This is a genomic window from Pseudogemmatithrix spongiicola (assembly GCF_030623445.1).
In the GTDB taxonomy this organism is placed as follows: domain Bacteria; phylum Gemmatimonadota; class Gemmatimonadetes; order Gemmatimonadales; family Gemmatimonadaceae; genus Pseudogemmatithrix; species Pseudogemmatithrix spongiicola.
In genome coordinates this window covers 1,816,577-1,836,909 of sequence record NZ_CP130613.1, presented here as the reverse complement: position 1 = coordinate 1,836,909, position 20,333 = coordinate 1,816,577, and the positions used below count along the sequence as shown (strand labels likewise).

At 66.6% G+C, this 20,333-nt stretch carries 20 protein-coding genes; 19 read left to right on the top strand and 1 reads right to left on the bottom strand.

The features are described from left to right. Entirely contained in the window at window positions 1–246 is a 246-nt protein-coding gene (locus tag Strain318_RS08395) for an addiction module protein (protein WP_367885261.1), read from the bottom strand. A 224-nt stretch (window positions 247–470) separates the two neighbouring features. On the opposite strand from Strain318_RS08395, the gene Strain318_RS08390 reads away from it, so the two are divergent. The 19 genes from Strain318_RS08390 (at window position 471) to rseP (ending at window position 20,326) form a co-directional block, all read left to right on the top strand. Further along, on the top strand, window positions 471–2,261 hold the full coding sequence (locus Strain318_RS08390) for a 30S ribosomal protein S1 (protein ID WP_367885260.1): 1,791 nt from the start codon (window positions 471–473) through the stop codon (window positions 2,259–2,261). Window positions 2,262–2,668: 407 nt separating this feature from the next. Further along, the gene (locus tag Strain318_RS08385; RefSeq protein WP_367885259.1) at window positions 2,669–3,904 is read left to right on the top strand and encodes a chymotrypsin family serine protease; all 1,236 of its coding nucleotides are present in this window, start codon (window positions 2,669–2,671) and stop codon (window positions 3,902–3,904) included. A 1,324-nt stretch (window positions 3,905–5,228) separates the two neighbouring features. Continuing rightward, entirely contained in the window at window positions 5,229–6,269 is a 1,041-nt protein-coding gene (locus tag Strain318_RS08380) for a 6-bladed beta-propeller (protein WP_367885258.1), read from the top strand. Further along, window positions 6,266–6,631, top strand: a complete 366-nt coding sequence (locus Strain318_RS08375) for a hypothetical protein (RefSeq protein ID WP_367885257.1) — start codon at window positions 6,266–6,268, stop codon at window positions 6,629–6,631. The genes Strain318_RS08380 and Strain318_RS08375 overlap by 4 nt, the downstream gene beginning before the upstream one ends. Window positions 6,632–6,726: 95 nt before the next feature. Further along, window positions 6,727–8,277, top strand: coding sequence for an acyl-CoA carboxylase subunit beta (locus Strain318_RS08370; protein ID WP_367885256.1), 1,551 nt, complete (start codon window positions 6,727–6,729; stop codon window positions 8,275–8,277). Then, window positions 8,274–8,561 carry a hypothetical protein gene (locus Strain318_RS08365; RefSeq protein WP_367885255.1) on the top strand — a complete coding sequence of 96 codons (288 nt, stop codon included), beginning with the start codon at window positions 8,274–8,276 and terminating at the stop codon, window positions 8,559–8,561. Before Strain318_RS08370 ends, Strain318_RS08365 begins: the two co-directional genes overlap by 4 nt. Beyond that, complete coding sequence (locus tag Strain318_RS08360; protein WP_367885254.1) at window positions 8,558–10,102, top strand: acetyl-CoA carboxylase biotin carboxylase subunit; 1,545 nt, start codon at window positions 8,558–8,560, stop codon at window positions 10,100–10,102. Before Strain318_RS08365 ends, Strain318_RS08360 begins: the two co-directional genes overlap by 4 nt. Then, complete coding sequence (locus Strain318_RS08355; RefSeq protein ID WP_367885253.1) at window positions 10,099–11,337, top strand: class I SAM-dependent RNA methyltransferase; 1,239 nt, start codon at window positions 10,099–10,101, stop codon at window positions 11,335–11,337. Before Strain318_RS08360 ends, Strain318_RS08355 begins: the two co-directional genes overlap by 4 nt. Then, complete coding sequence (locus Strain318_RS08350; RefSeq protein ID WP_367885252.1) at window positions 11,334–11,837, top strand: acyl-CoA carboxylase biotin carboxyl carrier protein subunit; 504 nt, start codon at window positions 11,334–11,336, stop codon at window positions 11,835–11,837. The genes Strain318_RS08355 and Strain318_RS08350 overlap by 4 nt, the downstream gene beginning before the upstream one ends. Before the next feature lie 246 nt (window positions 11,838–12,083). Further along, window positions 12,084–12,536 (top strand): 50S ribosomal protein L13, encoded by a 453-nt coding sequence (gene rplM / locus Strain318_RS08345; RefSeq protein ID WP_367885251.1) that lies wholly within the window; start codon window positions 12,084–12,086, stop codon window positions 12,534–12,536. A gap of 3 nt (window positions 12,537–12,539) precedes the next feature. Further along, window positions 12,540–12,935 (top strand): 30S ribosomal protein S9, encoded by a 396-nt coding sequence (rpsI, locus tag Strain318_RS08340; RefSeq protein ID WP_367885250.1) that lies wholly within the window; start codon window positions 12,540–12,542, stop codon window positions 12,933–12,935. Window positions 12,936–13,145: 210 nt separating this feature from the next. Further along, on the top strand, window positions 13,146–14,063 hold the full coding sequence (rpsB, locus tag Strain318_RS08335) for a 30S ribosomal protein S2 (RefSeq protein ID WP_367885249.1): 918 nt from the start codon (window positions 13,146–13,148) through the stop codon (window positions 14,061–14,063). A gap of 127 nt (window positions 14,064–14,190) precedes the next feature. Continuing rightward, on the top strand, window positions 14,191–15,090 hold the full coding sequence (tsf, locus tag Strain318_RS08330; RefSeq protein ID WP_367885248.1) for a translation elongation factor Ts: 900 nt from the start codon (window positions 14,191–14,193) through the stop codon (window positions 15,088–15,090). Window positions 15,091–15,113: 23 nt separating this feature from the next. Beyond that, window positions 15,114–15,824, top strand: a complete 711-nt coding sequence (gene pyrH / locus Strain318_RS08325; RefSeq protein ID WP_367885247.1) for a UMP kinase — start codon at window positions 15,114–15,116, stop codon at window positions 15,822–15,824. Beyond that, a complete protein-coding gene (gene frr, locus Strain318_RS08320; protein ID WP_367885246.1) occupies window positions 15,821–16,369 on the top strand; it encodes a ribosome recycling factor in 549 nt (182 codons plus the stop codon). Before pyrH ends, frr begins: the two co-directional genes overlap by 4 nt. A gap of 25 nt (window positions 16,370–16,394) precedes the next feature. Next, window positions 16,395–17,138 carry an isoprenyl transferase gene (locus tag Strain318_RS08315; RefSeq protein ID WP_367885245.1) on the top strand — a complete coding sequence of 248 codons (744 nt, stop codon included), beginning with the start codon at window positions 16,395–16,397 and terminating at the stop codon, window positions 17,136–17,138. Between the two features lie 7 nt (window positions 17,139–17,145). Next, complete coding sequence (locus Strain318_RS08310) at window positions 17,146–18,000, top strand: phosphatidate cytidylyltransferase (RefSeq protein ID WP_367885244.1); 855 nt, start codon at window positions 17,146–17,148, stop codon at window positions 17,998–18,000. After that, window positions 17,997–19,148: a 1-deoxy-D-xylulose-5-phosphate reductoisomerase gene (gene dxr, locus Strain318_RS08305; RefSeq protein ID WP_367885243.1), complete on the top strand. Its 1,152-nt coding sequence runs from the start codon at window positions 17,997–17,999 to the stop codon at window positions 19,146–19,148. Before Strain318_RS08310 ends, dxr begins: the two co-directional genes overlap by 4 nt. Next, window positions 19,148–20,326, top strand: a complete 1,179-nt coding sequence (rseP, locus tag Strain318_RS08300; RefSeq protein ID WP_367885242.1) for an RIP metalloprotease RseP — start codon at window positions 19,148–19,150, stop codon at window positions 20,324–20,326. Before dxr ends, rseP begins: the two co-directional genes overlap by 1 nt. The last annotated feature ends 7 nt before the right edge of the window (window positions 20,327–20,333 follow it).

Genomic DNA, 20,333 nt, shown 5'->3' with positions numbered 1-20,333 from the left:
TCACCCGGGTGACTCGTCCGCCGCTTGGGCTCGTCGCAGCGCTTCATCTAGAGAGATCAGCGGCTCCGCCCCCTCACGGACGGCTCGCGCACGACGCTCCAGTTCATCACCGAAGGACACAGAGATTGGGGCGAGGGCTTCGATCTCCGCGACGCTGAGCGAGTCCCAGAGCTCGCCAATGAGCTGCAGCCGCTCCTCTGGACTGAGGGCGGTGAGTGTGGCCATGTCCACGGGGGCTTTCGACATGGGGTCAATGTTGCGGGCCGTGACCGCGGTGGCAATGCCTGCGATTGCGAGTCGCAGCGGCACGTTGCGCGACCGAGCCGTAAGGTGTTGCAGGTCATAGCTTTCGAGGTTGACGCCCTCCCCAAAACGGCATATGTTACTAGGCTTGCCCGAAATCCGGGCCAGTCACACTCACCCCATACCTCGTCCGCGGCGAGCCTAAACACCCCGCGTGTGGAGAAGTCATGACCGCAGTCGATACGCTGACCCCTGAGGAAATCGCGCGCCAGAAGCGCGACGCCCAGCGCGCGCAGCTCCGCCCCCTCGCCAACCGCCGCCCCGAGCTCTACGACGAGGATGAATTCTCGTCCGACGAGTTCGAAGCGATGATGGAGATGTACAACGGGACGCTCGCCTCGATCGAAGAAGGCGAGATCGTCAAGTCCCGTGTGCTCGAGATCCGCGAGAACCTCGTCGTGCTCGACATCGGCTTCAAGTCCGAGGGCACGATCCCGCTCGAAGAGTTCAAGGACATGCCGGAGCTCAAGGTCGGGGACGAAGTCGAAGTCCTCCTTGAGCACCTCGAGGATTCCGAGGGCTCCGTCGTCCTGTCGAAGAAGAAGGCCGACTTCATGCGCGTGTGGGAGCGGATCCGCGTCGCGTACGAGTCCGACCAGCCGGTCACCGGCACGCTCGTCAAGAAGATCAAGGGTGGCGTGGTCGTCGACCTCATGGGCGTCGACGCGTTCCTCCCGGGTTCGCAGATCGCGCTCCGTCGCGTCCCGAACATCGACGAGCTCCTCGGCCAGACCTACGAGTTCAAGATCATCAAGCTCAACAAGCGTCGCCGCAACATCGTCGTGTCTCGCCGCGTGATCCTCGAGACCGAGCGGGCCGGCAAGCGCGAGAAGTTGATGAAGGAGCTCAACAAGGATCAGGTGCGGAAGGGCGTGGTCAAGAACATCACGGACTTCGGCGCCTTCATCGACCTCGGCGGCGTGGACGGCCTGCTCCACATCACCGACATGTCGTGGGGCCGCATCTCGCATCCGAGCGAGATGGTCCAGATCGGCATGGAGCTCGAGGTCAAGGTCCTGGACATCGATTGGGAGCGCGAGCGCATCTCGCTCGGCCTCAAGCAGCTCCAGGCCTACCCGTGGAAGGATGTCGCCGAGAAGTTCCCGGTCGGCACCCGCGTCTCGGGCAAGGTCGTCAGCATCACGAACTACGGCGCCTTCATCGAGCTCGAGCCGGGCATCGAAGGCCTCGTGCACATCTCTGAGATGAGCTGGACGCGCAACGTCCGCCATCCCTCGAAGCTCGTCTCGATCGGCGAGGCCATCGAGGCGGTGGTGCTCAAGGTCGATTCAGCCGAAGAGAAGATCTCGCTCGGCATGAAGCAGACCGAGCAGGATCCGTGGATGGTGCTGCCGCTCAAGTACCCGGTCGGCACGCGCCTCAACGGCAAGGTCCGCAACCTGACCTCGTTCGGCGCCTTCGTCGAGATCGAGCCGGGCATCGACGGCCTCATCCACATCTCCGATATGTCTTGGACGAAGCGTGTCCAGCACCCGTCGGAAGTCGTGAAGAAGGGCGACGCGGTGGACGTGGTCATCCTCAACATCGACGCCGAGAACAAGCGCATCTCGCTCGGCCTCAAGCAGGCGTCCGAGGATCCGTGGCTGCGCATCGGTGAGACCTTCCCGGTCGGCACCGAGCTCCCGGGCAAGGTCGCCCGCCTGATGGACAAGGGCGTCGTCGTCGACATCGGCAACGACATCGAAGGCTTCGTGCCGCTCTCGCACCTCAACCTCACCGGCCAGCAGGTCAACAGCTCTGCTGACGTGGCGTGGGAAGGGATGGCGATGAATGTGCGGATCCTCGAGGTCGATCCGATCCACCGTCGCATCGTGCTCGGCGTGGTGGACATCCCGGCGGGCCAGGAGCGGCCGGCGGAGCCGTCCAAGGTGCATACGGAAGATGAGGATAACGTTCCGATTCCGGCGGACCTTGATGCCGTGGCAGACGAGGAGTAACCGCAGTTACGAGTTGGGAGTTGGGAGTTGAAAGAGGCGCCCCGGTCGAGCTTGGCTCGGCCGGGGCGCTTTGGCGCGGACAGAACGCTCAACCTCCGTGAGTCCTCGGGAAGGAATTCTCACGTTTGCCTTGACGGCACTAGCGCCAACACTTCACTTTCGCTGAAACTCGTCCCTCGAGGCGCACAATGTCCTGCCCCCCCCTCCGGAATAGGCTGGGTGCCTGGTTCGTACTTGGAATTGCACTTGTCGTTGCAGGGTGCTTGCCCGACAGTCCACTTACGCCAGCCGAGCACCGGGGTGAAGCACGCGCGGTTCGAAGCCAGGGCTCGCCAGCTTCTATCGCCCGGCTGACAATCGACGACGAGTACGCTCGGATTGCCGACGAGGTACCTGGCTTCGCTGGCATGTACTTCGACGGGAGCGGAGTCCCTGTCGTCCTGCTCAAGAACTCCCAGGCCGCTTCGGAGGCCCGCGGACGCATCTCGGAACTGCTCCTGCGGGGAGCGAACGGCAATGCGGCCCGAGTGGCACAGGTGGCTGGCCAGATGGCGAGCCTTCGGGTCGAGCACGCGCGCTTCGACTTCCGCGAGCTGTACGATTGGTACAAAGATATGGTGATGCCTGCAGCATTTGCCGTTTCAGGCGTCGTGATGACGGACATTGACGAGCGGCGCAACAGGATTGTCGTCGGCGTCCGCGATGGGGCGTCGCTGGGTCGGGCGAGGGCCAGTATGGCAGCGCTTGGTCTGCCGCGCGACGCGTACGACGTCGCTGAGTATGATGTCGCTGGGCTGGAGATGCCCGCGTCCACGCAGAACGCGGAAGACTGTGATCCGATGACAGCAATCATCGAGTGCCCGGAACCTCCGTCCGGCGCATCCGGAGACACCACGAGTCTTCGGGCGACACGAAGGCCGATCATCGGTGGTCTGCAGATTCAGTACAGCGAAGGCTTCTCCGCTTTTAACTGTTCGCTTGGCTACAACATCGTGCACCGCGATGCCGTGGGAACCCTGAGTGCGAATCGCTACTTCGTCACCAACAGTCATTGCGGCGCCATTGGACAAATGACGGGTATGTCGATGGGCCAGTCGACCGCCTTCGAGAACGTTTCCAACGAGCTCGCGGATCCGCCTTTCTTTAGTGCCGGTACCGACGCAATGTGTCCCCCTGGGCGCCTGTGCCGATACTCGGATGCTTCTCTCTTCCAGTATTACTCTCCTACGCTCGGGGCGCACGGACGCGTCGCATTCCCCAACCTCGGACAACTGAACGTCGGCTTGCAACGTGAAGTAGTTGCGGGCGGCGATCCGGTTGTGGGAATGGTCGTCCACCGGATCGGGCGCACGACTGGGCGTAGCGTCGGCACCGTGGACCAAGCCTGCGCCAATTTCGTGGTTTACGACGAGGGCTTCGATACCGGGCGGATGTTTCTCTGCCAATCGCGAGCCACTTACGCGTCGGCGTCAGGCGACAGCGGCGGACCGGTGGTGGAAGTGTTGTCCGACGGCACCTTGGTCGCTCGCGGCATTCACTGGCGTGGCAACGGTGGGTTCAGTCCAATGAACGCTGTACTAGCTGAGCTCCGAGCGGTAACTGGGGGCGGTTTGGGCCCCACCATTCATGACGCCACGCCCTAGGGGAATCGAGCGATGCCAGTACTTCGGCTCGATGCGGCGCGGCGTTGGCGTGCATGGTTCACTGCATTGGTTTGCGCGCTCGGTTCCGGCGTGCTCGTCGGGTGCACGGCGCTCTCCGGTCCGCCCAGCGAAGTAAGGTACGTTTTGGCGAGCATCGCCGGCGTTGACCTGCCGGCGACGTTCTTCGAGACTAGAGACATAGACGGCAACGTATGGACGCTCGAAATGGTGGAGAGTCACCTGACTCTTTTCTCCGATGACACGTTCATGCGCTCTTCGACCGCGCTCCGGAAACTGAACGGAGATGTGATTGAGCCGCTAAGCAGCACGACACGTGGCAGAATCGAACGGCGAGATGGGCTAATCGTTGTCCGCTACCCTTCCGGTGGCGGGTACGAGGATGTCGTTCATTACGACGTGCTGGACGGAGGGCGACAGCTTGCTGGTCCACATGCGACCGGTGCCGTGTACCGTTGGCTGCGAGCGGACTAGGTGCGTTACCTCAGTGATCGCTGTTCTTACGCATTGCGCCAAGGGGCTCCGGTCGTGATGGCGATGGTCGAGCTCACGCTCGAGTTTTGGCTCGGTCGGGGCGTTTCGCGTTCTCTCGGGACGTGACGCCTTGCGGAGGTGGTGAGGTAAACTTCTGTATGCCCTTCGATATCTCGTCTCGAAGTGGCGCCCCTAGGCGCGCCCTCCGGCTCGCAGGCGCGCTGATCGCGCCCCTCGTGGCTACTGGCTGCGGATTGATCACAGAGCCCGAGGTTGCAGGCCTGACGGTGGAACTGTCGGCGGAGTCAGTGGCACCGGGCGGCGGCATTGAGGTGACACTGCGCAACGGTTCCGATCGCAGTTGGTATTACAACGGCGTCTGCAACAGTGACCTGCAGCGGCGTGATGGGGACGATTGGGCGCCGGCGTACGAGTACTTTCCCGTCACCGGCGGACTGGCTCTCGTGGAGCCGTCGTCGGACCCGGACAGGCTGACATGGGCCCCGTTGGAGGTCCCGCCGGGCGGATCGAGAACCTTCGCGACCACAGTGCCGGAGAATCTGGTCGATGGTGAGTACAGGGTGCTTGCACCATTCTCCAGTCGCGCGGACGGCAGCGGCACGAGAGTGCGGCGGCCCTCACCGGTGTTTCAGGTCCGTAGCGCCTCGCTGGCCGCACGCGGAGAGTAGTTTCGCGGGTGTCCATGATGGGACTGCGTCGGCTCCTGCCAGAGCTTCGTGGCGCCCGCTGCACCAGCGTCGGCGCGTTGCTGGTTCTCTCCTCGCTGGGCTGCCAAGGCGGAACAGAGGCGGGCGGGTCGATTCAGGCAGTGTTGGTCGACTCGCTCATGCTTGAGGAGACCGACGCCGTATTCGTGGGTCGAACCGCCGGACTCACCGTCGATGATCGCCGACGAATCCTCGTCGCGGACGCGGTAGCGAACACGCTGCTCGAGTTCGACTCGGCCGGGCGTTTCGTCCGACGCTATGGCGCCGCGGGTCGAGGTCCGGGCGAGTTCCGCGGCATCGGTGACGCGATGCTATCTCGCTCGGACGGGGTACTCACGCTGACGGACGTCTCGCTGCGTCGGATCACCACGTTCGACCGAAACGACGGCCGATTGCTGGGGACGCGCGCCTTCGTTGGCAAGCTGGGCAGTCTCGCTGCTGCCGACGGAAGGCTGTGGTACGGAATCTTCGATCCGGCCAACGCGCGAGCCATCGCCGTGGAGCACGCCGCGGGGCTGGTCGCGACGGACACGACGCCCGTCCAGGCGAACTTGGTCGCCATTCCCGAGGCGTATCTCACGGTCGAGCCGTTGAACGGGATATTCGGCTTCGCGAGTGTGGTCGCGTGGGCAGACACCGCCTTCGTTGGCTTCGCCGCGTCGCCTTTCCTCTTGCTAGTGACGGCCGACGGCGTCATCGTGGACACGGTGCCATTGCCCGCACGAGCGAGGCGTGGCGTACCCGCGAATCTCGCGGCCATCCTGAGCGACGTCAGTCTCCCACCGACTGCGATGTACCGTGCAGCGTCCGGCCTGATGCGCTTGCATCGTCGATCCGACGGTTCCGTCGTCACGATCCATCACGACACCGAGATTGCCGGCCGACTGCTCTCGGCGCGAGTGTTCGCCGGCGTGATCTCCCCTGACCGGTCACGCGCGTGCATGGATGCCGAGATCCCGGTCTCCTCTGACGTCATCCCTTGGACGGCGATGCAGGACGACTTGCTGTTTGTGCTCGACCACGTCGTGGACGACGATGCCCTGAGGCCACGACTCATGCTGCGAGCGTACCGGCTGGATACAAGCGAGTGCTCGTGGACATCACTTCAGGGCGACGTCCCGCTGACGGGGAGCGAGAAGCCATGAGCAATGCGAGCCGGATTCCGCTGTGCGTACTTGCCTGCGTAGTGGTCGGATCGGCGCCGCTGTCGGCGCAGGATCGGCTGCCTCCGGACAGTAGCGCGATTCGGCTGGCACACTGCGTCGCCGGAAGCCTGCCCGTTGTGCAGCAAGCGGTGGACTCCGCGCGCCCTCCGCTGCTCGTCGTCGGAGAACGGCGCCTCGGGCCGGTCCGGCGGTTCCCGGCGTGCCCCGACTCTCGGGCGCTCGACGGCTCGGTTGAGATCCGGTTCATCCGTCCGTTCGCCGCTCGCGAACTCTATCGCGAGGAAGGTCGCTTTGGCGTCGTCATCCTCGACGGCTGGCCCACGCTACGTGTGAAGCCGTGATGCTCGTCGGCTCCGCCGCTGGGGACGCGGTGGGGCGGGGAGTCGACGGTCCGCGCGGATGGGCACGGAACATGAAGGGCGAGTAACTTTCGCGCATGTCCATGCGCGAAAAACTCGACCTCCTCTCGCAGCGCCGCGCCGAGTCCGAACTCGGGGGTGGCGCCGAGCGCCTGAAGGCCCAGCACGACAAGGGCAAACTGTCTGCCCGCGAGCGCCTCGAGGTGCTCCTCGACGAAGGCAGCTTCGTCGAGCTCGACCGCTTCGTGACGCATCGCTCCAGTGATTTCGGCCTGGATAAGTCCAAGCCCTATGGCGACGGCGTCGTCACCGGCTACGGCAAGATCCACGGCCGCCTCGTGTACGTGTTCTCGCAGGACTTCACCGTCTTCGGCGGCTCGCTCTCCGAGGCCCACGCGGGGAAGATCTGCAAGGTCATGGACCTCGCCGTGCAGAACGGTGCGCCAGTGATCGGGCTCAACGACTCGGGCGGCGCGCGCATCCAGGAGGGCGTGGTCTCGCTCGGCGGCTACGCCGACATTTTCCTGCGCAACACGATGGCCTCGGGCGTGGTGCCGCAGATCTCGGCCATCCTTGGGCCCTGCGCCGGCGGGGCGGTCTACTCGCCCGCCATCACAGATTTCGTGTACATGGTACGCGGCACGAGCTACATGTTCGTGACCGGCCCAAACGTGGTGAAGACCGTCACGCACGAAGACGTGACGATGGAGCAGCTCGGCGGCGCCGACACGCACGGCGGCACCAGCGGCGTCTCGCACTTCACGGCGGGCACCGAACTCGAGTGCCTCGAAGGCATCCGCACGCTGATGCGCTTCATCCCCAGCAACAACGTCGATGCCGCGCCCAAGGGCGTCGCGGTCGACCCCCGGGACCGTCGCGACGAGGCGCTGTTGGACGTCGTGCCGGACAATGCCAATAAGCCTTACGACATCCACGACGTCATCCGTCGTGTGGTGGATGACGGCGAGATCCTCGAGGTGCAGAAGGACTTCGCGGGCAATATCGTCTGCGCCTTCGCCCATTTGGGCGGCCACTCGGTGGGCATCGTGGCCAACCAGCCGGCCGTGCTGGCCGGCGTGCTCGACATCAACGCCTCCATGAAAGCGGCGCGCTTCATCCGCTTCTGCGACGCCTTCAACATCCCGATCGTGACCTTCGAAGACGTGCCGGGCTTCCTGCCGGGCGTCACGCAGGAGCATGGCGGCATCATCAAGCACGGCGCCAAGCTGCTCTACGCCTACTGCGAAGCCACGGTGCCCAAGCTCACCGTGATCACGCGCAAGGCCTACGGCGGCGCCTACGACGTGATGAGCTCCAAGCACATCCGCAGCGATGTGAACCTCGCTTGGCCCACGGCCGAGATCGCCGTGATGGGCCCCAAGGGTGCGGTGGAGATCCTGTTCAAGAAGGAGATCGCCGAGGCCAAGGACCCGCAGGCGGCGATGGACGCACGCGTAGCGGAGTACACGGACAAGTTCGCGAATCCATATGTGGCCGCCGCGCGCGGCTACGTGGACGACATCATCGACCCGCGCGATACGCGTCCGCGGCTGATTGACGCCTTGGACATGCTGCAGGGCAAGCGGCAGTCCATGCCGCGAAAGAAGCACGGGAACATCCCCCTATGACGGGCGAGACGCGCAACGCCCCGGCAGAGGGCGCAACCTCGGTGATGCCATGGACGTCCGCGTGGCGCTACGCCGTCAGTCGCGTCGCCGCGCCGCGCTCCTGGCGCTACTGGGCGGGCTCATTGGTGGGTATCACGCTGATCGAGCTCGTCGCCACCGATTGGTCGCTCCCGCGGGCGATCCTGAGCGCCGTGGTATTCGTACTCGTGATGGAGGTGCTGGAGTTCGTGCGCCGGTTCCTCTCCGGCGCGCCTGTGGGCGAGGCAGGGAAGGAGCCGTGGTGAAGGAACTGCGCAAGGTCCTCATTGCCAACCGCGGCGAGATCGCGGTCCGCATCATCCGCGCCTGCCGCGAACTGGGCATCCAGAGCGTCGCGGTGTATTCGGACGCGGACGCCGGTGCCCCGCATGTGCGCGCCGCCGACGAGGCGGTGCACATCGGCCCGGCGCCGGCCAGCCAGAGCTATCTCCGCGGCGATCACCTGATCGAGGTGGCCAAGCAGGTCGGCGCCGATGCCATCCACCCCGGTTACGGATTCCTCTCCGAGCGTGAGTGGTTCGCCAAGGCCGTCGAAGACGCGGGGCTGATCTGGATCGGCCCGCCGGCGTCGGCCATCGCCGCGATGGGTTCCAAGACGGCCGCGCGTACGCTGGCCATCAAGGCTGGCACGCCGGTGGTGCCGGGCACCACCGAGGCCTTGAAGGACGCCGCCGAGGCGAAGAAGCTCGCCCAGGAGTTCGGCCTGCCGGTGCTGCTCAAGGCCGCGGCCGGTGGCGGCGGCAAGGGCATGCGCGTCGTGCGCGATCTCAGCGAGATCGAAGGCGCGCTCGGCTCCGCCCAGCGCGAAGCTAAGAACGCCTTCGGCGACGACGCCGTGTACATCGAGAAGTACATCGAAGGCCCGCGGCACGTCGAGATTCAGGTGCTTGCGGACCAACACGGCAACTGCATCTCGCTGGGGGAGCGTGAGTGCAGCATCCAACGTCGGCACCAGAAGATGATCGAGGAAGCGCCGTCGGTGGCGGTCTCACCGGAGCTGCGCGCGAAGATGGGCGCGGCCGCCGTCGCCGCCGCGAAGGCTGCGGGCTACGTGAACGCCGGCACCTGCGAGTTCCTGCTCGACAAGCACGGGAACTTCTACTTCCTCGAGATGAACACCCGCATCCAGGTCGAGCATCCCGTCACGGAACTCGTGATGGGCATCGACCTCGTGCAATGGCAGCTGCGCATTGCGCGCGGCGAGACGCTGCCGTTCCTTGAGACGCCCAAGCCCAACGGCTGGGCCATCGAGTGCCGCATCACGTCGGAGGATCCGGCCAACGGATTCCTGCCGAGCACGGGGCGCATCACGCACCTGCAGCTGCCGGCGGGGCCGGGGGTGCGCTGGGACGGCGGCATCACCACGGGCTCCGTCGTCGGGCTCAACTACGACCCGATGCTCGCCAAGCTCATCGTGCACGCGCCGACGCGCGAGCTGGCGATCGCGCGCATGGAACGCGCGCTGCGCGAGCTGGTGATCCACGGCGTGGAGACCTCGCGCGAGTTCCATCTCCGCATGATGGCCGATGAGGACTACCGTACGAGCAACGTGACGATCCAGTGGCTGGAGGCGAAGCTGCCCGAGCTCCTCGCGCGCAAGCCTTCGGCGGACACGCTGCGCGTGGCGGTGATCGCCGGCGCGCTGTTCGCGCAGAAGGACCGTGCGGGCCGGCCGGGAACGGGTGTCGCGGGCTCGGCGCAGACGCCATCCGGGGCCGCGCCGTCGGATCCGTCGCGCGCGAGCTGGGCTGAGCAGGCCCGCCGCGAGGCGCTGCGCGGCGCGTGACGCTCACCACGCTGGACATCGCGAGCATCTCGGCGGGCGGCGACGGCGTCGCCCGTCACGACGGGCTCGTGGTGTTCACGCCGCGCACGGCGCCGGGCGACCGCGTGGTCGCCGAGGTCAGCGTGCAGGGGCGCGTCGGCCGCGGCCGGCTCGTGCGGGTCGAGCGCGAAGGCAGCGTGCGGATTCCCGCGCGCTGCGCGCACTACGAGGCCCCGGATCGCTGCGGGGGCTGTCAGTGGCAGCACGTGGACATCGCGGCGCAGCGCGATGCGAAGCGCGCGATGCTGCGCGATGCGTTCCAGCGGATCGGCAAGCGCGAGATCCCGCTCCCCGCGATGCACGCCGGCGAGCCGTGGCGGTACCGCCGCTCGTTGACGCTGGCCATGCGCAAGCGCGCGAGCGGCGAGTGGTACGCCGGACTCCGCGCCTTCGACGATCCCGAGGACGTGTTCGAGCTCGAGGACTGCCTCATCACCGCTGAGCCGGTGCTTGCCGGCTGGCGCGAAGTCATGGCTGCGGCGGTGCACTTGCCCGACGAACCGCGACTGCGTGGGACCGTGCGTGTGATCCAGGACCGGCCGCACTTCGTGCTCGAAGGCGGCAAGGAGTGGTCGGAACTCTCGGCGTTCCTCGACGCGGTGCCGACGCTCGCCGCCGTGTGGTGGCAGGCGGAGGGGAAGCGTCGTCGCCTGGTGGCGGACCGTCGCCCGGCGAACGAACCCGGCGCGAGCTTCGCACAGGTGAATCCGGAGATGGCCGAGGCGTTGCATGCGGTGGTCGTGCAGCGCGTGATGGCGCATGCGCCGCAGCGCGTGATCGACGCGTTCAGCGGCGCGGGGGATACCGCCGCGGCCATCGCGGCGCAGGGCGTGCGGGTGGTGGCCATCGAGGCTGACGAAGACGCAACAGCCTACGCGGCGACGCGCCTCGCGACGCGCCTCGCGAACGGCTCGCGCGCGATCGCCGCGCGCGTTGAAGACGTGCTCCCCGCGCACCTTCCCGCCGATGTGGTGATCCTCAATCCGCCCCGCAGCGGCGTCGATGCCAAGGTGACCGCCGCGCTGCTCAAGTCTCCGCCGAAGGCCATCATCTACGTCAGTTGCGACCCCGCCACCTTGGCGCGCGATGTCTCGCGCCTCCCCGGCTGGGCTGTGCAACACATCGAGTGCTACGACCTCTTCCCGCAGACCGCGCACGTCGAGACGCTGTGCGAACTGCGCCCGGAGTCCCCATGAAGTACATCGTCGAAATCGCCGGTGACCGTCACGAGCTGGACTTGATCGACGGGCAGGCGAGCTACGCCGGTCAGAGCGCCGCCGCGGCCCTGCTCGAAGTGCCCGGTTCGCCCGTGCACGTCGTCAACATCGGTGGCAAGCAGTACCAGGCCGTCGTGAAGCGTGAGGGACCCAAGGGCCGCTACGTCCTGTGGATCGACGGCTGGCGCTTTGAGCTGGACGCGCTGGACGAACGGGCCCGGGCCATTCGCGACCTGAGCGCGGCGGCTGCCGGGGCGCAGGGGCCGGCCCCGGTGGTGGCGCCGATGCCGGGGCTGATCGTCCGGGTGCACGTCCAGCCGGGGGACCGGGTCGAGGCCGGCCAGCCGGTGGTCGTCATGGAAGCCATGAAGATGGAGAACGAGCTTCGGGCGCAGGTGGCGGGGACGGTCAAGGCGGTGCACGCCCAGGCGGGCAAGGCGGTGGAGAAGGGGACCGTCCTAGTGGAGTTGGAGGGCTAAGCCTCAAAACTGCAGTTGCGAGTTGGGAGTTATGAGTTGGAAGGGAACTGCAGCTACTGACAACTCCCGACTTCCAACTCCCAACTGCAGTTCGGAGCCGGTCTGTCCCGCTAGGCGGCCCCCGTTGACCTAAGTCCCTCTCCCGCCCATATTTGGAGTCTGTCCCAAAAACCCTTCAATGGGTGCCGAGACCCGGGTTGCATCCCGCACCGGTGAGGCGCAGTACCTCTCTAGTTGGTTTTCACAATGCGTAGCACGTTCACGGCCACCCCCGCCGACATCGAACCCAAGTGGTTCATCGTCGACGCCGAGGGAATGGTCCTCGGTCGCCTCGCGACCGAAATCGCGCGGATCATCCGCGGTAAGCACAAGCCGATCTTCACGCCCCACATGGACACGGGCGACAACGTCATCGTCATCAACGCCTCGAAGGTGAAGGTGACGGGCCGCAAGGCGGAGCAGAAGAACTACTTCCGCCACACCGGCTACATGGGCCATGAGCTCTACACGAAGTTCTCGACGATGCTCGCGAAGCACCCGGAGCGCGTGATCGAGAAGGCCGTGTTCGGCATGCTCCCCAAGACGGCGCTCGGCCGTCAGAAGCTGCGCCTCAAGCTGCGCGTGTACGCGGATGCCCAGCACCCGCACGCCGCCCAGAAGCCCGAGTCGCTCACCTTCCCGAAGGCCGAGGCCAAGTAACCCATGTCGACGACCAACACCACGCACACCATTGGCCGCCGTAAGGAAGCCGTCTGCCGCGTGTACCTCACGCCCGGCACCGGCAAGTGGGACCTCAACGGCCGCACGCTCGGCGATTACTTCCCGCGCCCGGCGCTCGTGACGGCGATCCAGCAGCCGTTCACGGCCACCGACACGCTCGGGGCTTACGATGTGAAGGCGAACCTCACCGGCGGCGGCCAGACCGGCCAGGCCGGCGCGCTCCGCCTCGGCATCTCGCGCGCGCTCGTCAAGATCGACGAAGCGCACCGCGGCAAGCTCCGCAGCCTCGGCCTCCTGACCCGCGATGCCCGCGCGGTCGAACGTAAGAAGCCGGGCCGTCCGAAGGCGCGTAAGAAGTTCCAGTTCTCCAAGCGCTAAGCTCACCAAAGTTGGAAGTTGTGAGTTGGGAGTTGGCAGAAACCCCCTCTCAACTCACAACTCCCAACTCGTAACTGCAGTTGTAGGTCGTAGGAAGCGGTCCCATCTCTCAGCCAAGCCGAGCCAACCCTGGGTGCCGCGCCAACGTGGCGAGGTCAGCGGAAGGCAACGACGCAAGGCAACGTCTCCAAAACCACCGAGTACAGCACAATGTCTAGCCCGAGCATCAACGATCTCCTCCAGGCCGGCGTCCACTTCGGCCACCAGACCCGCCGTTGGAACCCCAAGATGCGCCGCTTCATCTTCGCGGAGCGCAATGGGATCCACATCATCGACCTCCAGAAGACGGTCTCCCAGATCGAGAAGGCCAAGGAACTGGCCCGTTCGGTCGTGATGCGCGGTGAGCAGGTCCTCTTCGTCTGCACCAAGCAGCAGCTCGCGGCGATCGTCTCGGCGGAAGCCGAGCGCTCGGGCTCGATGCACGTCACCGAGCGCTGGCTCGGCGGCCTGCTCACGAACTTCGCCACCGTCAAGAAGCAGCTCCGCAAGCTCAAGGAGCTCGAGGCGGGTTCGGTCGAGGGCGGCGCCTTCGAGAACTACACGAAGAAGGAACAGCTGATGATGACCCGCCAGCGCGACAAGCTGGCGAAGAATCTCTCCGGCATCAAGACCCTCGGTCGCCTGCCGGGCCTGCTCTTCGTCATCGATGCCAAGAAGGAGCGCATCGCCGTCGAGGAAGCGAACAAGCTGGGCATCCCGATCGTCGCCATCTGCGACACGAACGCCGATCCGGACCTCATCACGGCGCCGATCCCGGGCAACGACGACGCGATCCGCTCGGTCGAGCTGATCACGAAGGCCCTGGGCGATGCGATCGCCGAGGCCCGTCGCGAAGCCCCGGTGCGCAACGAGGTCGAGGAGTCGGGCGAAGCCACGACGTACTCGTCGGAGCGCGGCACCGAGCGCGAAGGCCGTGACCGCGGTGGCCGCGGCGGCGATCGCGGTGGCCGCGGTGGCGAGGACAAGGGCGGCCGTCCGCGCCGTCGTCGCGCCAAGCCGGAAGCCATCGCCGCGCGCCTGAAGGGCGGCGCCGAGGGTGGCGAGGCCGGGGAACCCGCCGCGGAGTAAGCGGCCGTTCCGCGGCTCGGATTGGTCCGACCCCGCGTCCAGACGTATCTTTCGGTCGCCGCCGGTCGAGTAGCAGCTCGCTCCCGGCGGCGACGTCACACCTGAGTATCCCTACCTGAGAATTCCGATGTCTGCCACGCAGATCAGTGCCAAGGATGTTGCCGAGCTCCGTGCCCGCACGGGCGCCGGCATGATGGATTGCAAGAAGGCCCTCGAGGAGGCCAACGGCGACATGAACCTCGCCGTCGACATCCTCCGCAAGAAGGGCATCGCCAAGGCCGACAAGCGCGCCGACCGTGCCGCGTCCGAGGGCCAGATTGTGATCTGGACCAACGCCGACGCCACCGTCGCCGCGATGATCGAGCTCAACTGCGAGACGGACTTCGTGGGTCGCAACGACGAGTTCGTCGCGCTCTCCAAGAAGCTCGCCGAGCACCTCGGCCAGGACGCCGCGGTGGACGGCCTCGTCGCCGTCGGCGCCGAGGGTGCGTACCTCTCCACGCCGTGGGCTTTCGACAAGGCGCAGACGGTGGGCGACATCGTGAAGGCGGCCTCGGCCAAGACGGGTGAGAAGGTCGAGCTGCGTCGCATCGCGCGCTTCGCGACCAGCGGCGTCGCCGGCTCGTACCTGCATTTCAACGGCAAGGCCGGTGTGCTCGTCGAGATCGCGGGCGGCAAGGGTGAGCAGGCCAACGAGCTCGGCAAGCATGTCGCCGAGCACGTGGCGGCGGGCGTGCCCGTCGTGGCGATCGCGGTCGACAAGGATGGCGTCAGCCAGGAGTTCCTCGCCAAGGAGCGCGAGATCTTCGTGGCGCAGGCCGTCGAGAGCGGCAAGCCGGAAGCCATCGCGCAGAAGATGGTCGAGGGCCGCATCCAGAAGCTGCTGGGCGAAGTCACGCTGCTCGGCCAGCCCTGGGTCCGCGACGACAAGCAGACGGTCGGCGACCTCGTGGCGGCGACGGCGAAGGCGGCCGGCCAACCGCTCGCCGTGAAGCGCTTCGTGCGCTTCAAGATGGGCGAGAGCTAAGCCACCCCGACCCACACTCCCGCATGGCGCTCAAGTACCCCAGAGTCCTGCTCAAGCTCTCCGGCGAAGCCCTCGCCGGAGACAAGGGCTTCGGTTTCGACTTCGATACCATTCGGGAGTTCGCCCGGCAGGTGAAGGCCATCAGCGAGATGGGCGCGCAGATCGGCATGGTGATCGGCGGCGGCAACATCGTCCGCGGGTCGCAGATCTCCAAGATGGGCATGGACCGTGTGTCCGCGGACTACATGGGCATGCTCGGCACCGTGATCAACGCCCTCGCCTTCCAGGATGTCCTGGAGCGCGAGGGCCTTGATACGCGCGTGATGACGGCGATCCGCATGGAAGAGATCGCCGAGCCCTACATCCGGCGCCGCGCCATCCGCCACCTCGAGAAGGGCCGCGCGGTGATCTTCGCGGCGGGTACGGGCAACCCGTACTTCTCGACGGACACCGCGGCCGTGCTGCGCGGCATCCAGATGAAGGCGGACGTGATCATCAAGGCGACCAGCGTGGACGGCGTGTACAACGCCGACCCCAAGAAGGACTCGTCGGCGCAGAAGTTCGATGCGATTTCATTCTCGGACGTCGTGAGCAAGGAGCTGAAGGTGATGGACCACACGGCCATCACGCTCTGCAAGGAGAACGCGCTCCCGCTCATCGTCCTCAACATCCACACCAAGGGTATCGTCGCCGCTGCATTGCGGGGCGAGCCCGTGGGGACCCTCGTCTCATGATCCAGAACATCCTGAAGGACTGCAAAGTCGCGATGGACAAGGGCGTCGAGGCCGCCAAGCGCGAGTTCTCGTCCGTGCGCTCGGGCAAGGCGAACCCGTCGATGCTCGACACCGTGAAGGTCGAGATGTACGGCCAGTGGATGGCCATGAACCAGGTGGCGAACGTCTCGGCGCCGGAGCCCCGCCTGCTACTCGTGACGCCCTTCGACAAGGGCCAGGTGAAGGCCGTCGAGAAGGCGATCCGCGAGAGCAATCTCGGGCTGGATCCGTCGGTGCAGGGCCATATCATCCGCGTGCCGCTGCCGGCGATGAATGAACAGCGCCGCAAGGAGCTCGCGAAGCTGCTGCACCAGTACGCCGAGGACGGCCGCATCGCGGTGCGACACGCGCGCACGGCGGCCCGCGATGCCCTCAAGAAGCTCACGGGCGTCTCGGAAGACGACGTGAAGCACGCCGAGAAGGACCTGCAGAAGCTCCACGACGACGAGATCGCGAAGATCGAAGCGGCGCTCAAGGCGAAGGAAGCCGAGATTATGGAGGTCTGAGCCCTCGGGCTCCGATTTCCGGTCTATGACCGCTCCCGAGCTGCTCGCGAAGATCCGCCTCAACGGCGTGGTGCCGCGGCATGTGGCCATCATCATGGATGGCAACGGCCGCTGGGCGCGGGAGCGCATGCTGCCGCGGCCGATCGGCCACCGCAACGGCATGAAGGCGGTGCGCGAGGTCGTCGAGGGCGCGCTCGAAGTCGGCCTCGAGGCGCTCTCGCTCTTTGCGTTCAGCCAGGAGAACTGGCAGCGCCCCGAGGGCGAAGTGAACGCCCTGATGTCGCTGCTCGAGGAATACATTCAGAAGGAAGCCGACGAGCTGCACCGCCAGGGCGTGAAGGTGCAGATGCTCGGTGACCTCTCGCGGCTGGCCTCGGCCGCCAAGGCGGCGGTGGACCGCGTCGTGGCGCAGACGGCGGGCAACACCAAGCTCACGCTGAACCTGTTCATCTCATACGGGTCGCGCGCCGAGCTGACGCGCGCGGCGCGGTTGATCGCCGAGGACGTGGCGGCAGGGCGCTTGGCGCCCGAGGACGTGGACGAGGCGGCGCTCAGCGCACGCCTGTACACGCAGGGCTGCCCGGACCCCGACCTGCTGATCAGGACGTCGGGCGAGCGGCGCATCAGCAACTTCCTGCTCTGGCAGGTGGCCTACGCGGAGCTGTTCATCTCGCCCGTGCTGTGGCCGGATTGGTCGCGTGCCAACCTGTACGAGGCCATCGTCGACTTCCAACAGCGCGACCGCCGGTTCGGAAAGGTCGCCGTCTGAGGCCCGCGTGAGCGAGCTCGCGAAACGCATCGCATTTGCCGTCGCCGCCATTCCGGTGGTCGCTGGCGCCGTCTACATCGGGGACGCGCCGTTGGCCGTCCTGCTCTCGATCGCGAGTGCCTTGGGCGCCTGGGAGTATGCGCGCCTCGCGGAAGCGGCGGGGGCGCGGCCGATGGGCAAGTGGACGATTGTCCTCGCGGCGCTGATTCCGCTCGCGTTGCACGCCCTGCGGCTCGGGTACGCCGTGCCCGGCATCGCATGGATCGCCATGCTCATTCCGCTGTTGCTTTCGATCGCCCTGTGGACGCGCGGGAGCGCCGGGAAGCCGATCGAATCCGTGGCCACGACGCTCTTCGGCGTGTGGTACACCGGCGGCATGCTCGCCTTCGTGTACGCGCTGCGCTACCACCGCTTCGCAATCACCGCAGTGGCGGGGTCGCTGCTGGTGGCGCTGCCGGTCGTGCTGACCTGGCTGAACGACAGTGGCGCGTTCTTCTTCGGCAAGAAACTCGGCAAGACGAAGCTCATGCCGACGGTGAGTCCCGGGAAGACGTGGGCGGGTGCGTGGGGCGCGCTCGGCACGACGATCGTCAGCACGTACCTGATTTCGCAGTTCGTGCTCAAGCCGTACGCCGGGCTCGGGCTCACCCTCGTGGGCGTGGTGATCTTCGGGGCGGTCATGAGCCTGGCCGCACAGGTGGGCGACCTCGTGGAGAGCATGCTGAAGCGCGAGGCAGGGCTGAAGGACAGCTCGAACCTGATCCCCGGCCACGGCGGCGTCCTCGACCGCACGGACTCGTTGCTGTTCACGGTGCCGATCGCCTACGTGATGCTTGAGCAGTTGCTCGTGGTGGCGCGATGATCGGCATCGCGCTGCTCGGAGCCACGGGCAGCATCGGGGAGACGGCGCAGCGCGTGGTGGCGCGCCATCCCGAGCGCTTCCGCTTCGCCGCACTGACCGCGAACGGCAATCGGGACGGCCTCGCTGAGGCCGTGGCCCGCTGGGCGCCCGCGTACGTGGGGCTCGTGGACGCCAAGGGCGCGGCGCTGCCGCAGGGTTGGGGCAGCGGCGCGCAGTGCTTGGTGGACGCCGCGCAGCATCCGGATGTGCACGTCGTCTTGAACGCCGTGGTCGGCGCCGCGGGGCTCGACGCCACGCTAGCCGCGTTGACCGCCGGCAAGCGCGTGGCGCTGGCCAACAAGGAGACCTTGGTGATTGGCGGTGCGCTGGTGCAGCGCGCGGCCCGCGCCCACGGCGGCAGCGTGATCCCGGTCGACTCCGAGCACTCGGCGCTGCTGCAGTGCCTCGCGGGACGTGTCGGGGGCAGCGGAGAGGGCTTGCTGCCCGTGCAGGGCGTGAAGCGCTTCATCATCACGGCCAGCGGCGGCCCATTCCGGACCTGGGACGCTGAGCGTGTGCAGAACGCGAGCATCGCCGAGGCGCTGAATCACCCGACGTGGGCGATGGGCAGGAAGATCACCATCGACTCGGCGTCGTTGGCCAACAAGGCGCTCGAGGTGATCGAGGCGCATGTGTTGTTCGGCGTGCCGTACGAGAAGATCGAAGTGGTGGTGCACCCGCAGAGCATCATTCACTCGATGGTCGAGTTCGAGGACGGGAGCGTCCTGGCGCAGATGGGGGTTCCTTCGATGGAGCTGCCGGTGCTGTATGCATTGACGTATCCCGAACGGCTCGAGGACGATGGGGTACCACGCTTCGACCCCGTGAAGCATCCGGCGCTGACCTTCGAGCCGGTGCGGCACGACGTGTTTCCCACGCTGTCGCTCGGCATTGCCGCGGGCAAGCAGGGCGGGGCGGCACCGGCCGTGTTCAACGCCGCGAACGAAGCGGCGGTCGCGCGGGTGCTGGATGGTTCGTTGATGTTCGCGCGGATTCCCGTCGCGATCGAACGCGCGTTGGCGCAGCTGGCCGGCGCGCGCGGAGATGATCGAGATTCCTTGCTCGCCGCGGATGCCGCGGCGCGGCGCATCGTGCAGGAGTTGGCGTAATGCTGAGTTGGCTCGCACCGTTGCTGGTCCTCGGGCTCGTGATCTTCGTGCACGAGCTCGGGCACTTCCTCGCCGCCAAGTGGGCCGGCGTGTATGCGCCGCGTTTCTCGCTGGGCTGGGGCAGCCCCATCTGGAGCTTCCGCCGCGGCGAGACGGAGTACGCGATCAGCGCGCTGCCGATCGGCGGCTACGTCCGCATGGCCTCGCAGGAAGACGAGCATGCCTCGACGCTCGAGGGCGGACCCGAGCTGCGCGGCGACGGGGCGCCCGTGGAGCGGAGCAAGCATTGGGATGAGCACTCGATGATCCCGCACGGGCCGAAGCCGATCCCGCCCGATCGCTGGTTCGAGTCGAAGCCGCTCTACAAGAAGCTCGTGATCCTCGTCGCCGGCGTGGTCATGAACGTGATTCTCGCGGTGGTCGTGAGCACGGGCGTGTTCATGTACTACGGCAGCGGCTATCTGCCGGCGGTGGTGGACAGCGTGGTGGCCGAGCGTCCGGCGGCGCGGGCGGGCATGCAGCGCGGCGACAGCATCGCGGCGATCGATGGCGTGACCATCAAGCGTTGGGATGAGGTGCTGACGCGCGTCAGCGCCGCGCCCGAGCAACCGTTGACGTTCACGGTGGTGCGTGGCGGCGAGACGCTGAGCCTGACCATCACCCCTGAGGCGCAGGAGATTCCCTCGGATTCCACGGGTGAACTGCGGCGCGTCGGCCGTATCGGCGTTGGCCCGCGCGGGACGGCGCAGCGCGAGCCCATGGCGGCTGGCGCGGCCGTGGTCGCGGGCGTCAATGCGACCGTGGACATGGGCGCCAGCGTGCTCGGTGTGCTCGGCGGCTTGTTCAAGGGCAATGTGTCGGTGAGCCAGCTCGGCGGTCCCGTGGAGATCGCGCGGGCCAGCGTGACGGCCGCTCAGTCGGGGCTCGAGAACATGTGGGCGTTGGTGGCGTTCCTGAGCATCAACCTCGCCATCCTGAACATGCTGCCGATCCCGCTGCTCGATGGCGGCCAGATCGTCCTGAACTTGGTGGAAGGCGCCATCCGCAAGCCGCTGCCGACGGTCGTGAAGGAGTGGTACGCGCGCATCGGCCTCGCGGCGATCCTGCTGCTGTTCGTGACCGTGACGTTCAACGACCTGAAGCGCTTGGTCACCGGCTGGTTCGGCGCCGGCGACTGACCCGAGC

What these genes read in the sequence shown, in the direction of transcription:
- Strain318_RS08395 (WP_367885261.1), bottom strand. Translation starts at nt 246, where the DNA reads ATGTCGAAAGCCCCCGTGGACATGGCCACACTCACCGCCCTCAGTCCA.
- Strain318_RS08390 (WP_367885260.1), top strand. Translation starts at nt 471, where the DNA reads ATGACCGCAGTCGATACGCTGACCCCTGAGGAAATCGCGCGCCAGAAG.
- Strain318_RS08385 (WP_367885259.1), top strand. Translation starts at nt 2,669, where the DNA reads ATGTACTTCGACGGGAGCGGAGTCCCTGTCGTCCTGCTCAAGAACTCC.
- Strain318_RS08375 (WP_367885257.1), top strand. Translation starts at nt 6,266, where the DNA reads ATGAGCAATGCGAGCCGGATTCCGCTGTGCGTACTTGCCTGCGTAGTG.
- Strain318_RS08370 (WP_367885256.1), top strand. Translation starts at nt 6,727, where the DNA reads ATGTCCATGCGCGAAAAACTCGACCTCCTCTCGCAGCGCCGCGCCGAG.
- Strain318_RS08365 (WP_367885255.1), top strand. Translation starts at nt 8,274, where the DNA reads ATGACGGGCGAGACGCGCAACGCCCCGGCAGAGGGCGCAACCTCGGTG.
- Strain318_RS08350 (WP_367885252.1), top strand. Translation starts at nt 11,334, where the DNA reads ATGAAGTACATCGTCGAAATCGCCGGTGACCGTCACGAGCTGGACTTG.
- rplM (WP_367885251.1), top strand. Translation starts at nt 12,084, where the DNA reads ATGCGTAGCACGTTCACGGCCACCCCCGCCGACATCGAACCCAAGTGG.
- rpsI (WP_367885250.1), top strand. Translation starts at nt 12,540, where the DNA reads ATGTCGACGACCAACACCACGCACACCATTGGCCGCCGTAAGGAAGCC.
- rpsB (WP_367885249.1), top strand. Translation starts at nt 13,146, where the DNA reads ATGTCTAGCCCGAGCATCAACGATCTCCTCCAGGCCGGCGTCCACTTC.
- tsf (WP_367885248.1), top strand. Translation starts at nt 14,191, where the DNA reads ATGTCTGCCACGCAGATCAGTGCCAAGGATGTTGCCGAGCTCCGTGCC.
- pyrH (WP_367885247.1), top strand. Translation starts at nt 15,114, where the DNA reads ATGGCGCTCAAGTACCCCAGAGTCCTGCTCAAGCTCTCCGGCGAAGCC.
- frr (WP_367885246.1), top strand. Translation starts at nt 15,821, where the DNA reads ATGATCCAGAACATCCTGAAGGACTGCAAAGTCGCGATGGACAAGGGC.
- Strain318_RS08315 (WP_367885245.1), top strand. Translation starts at nt 16,395, where the DNA reads ATGACCGCTCCCGAGCTGCTCGCGAAGATCCGCCTCAACGGCGTGGTG.
- dxr (WP_367885243.1), top strand. Translation starts at nt 17,997, where the DNA reads ATGATCGGCATCGCGCTGCTCGGAGCCACGGGCAGCATCGGGGAGACG.
- rseP (WP_367885242.1), top strand. Translation starts at nt 19,148, where the DNA reads ATGCTGAGTTGGCTCGCACCGTTGCTGGTCCTCGGGCTCGTGATCTTC.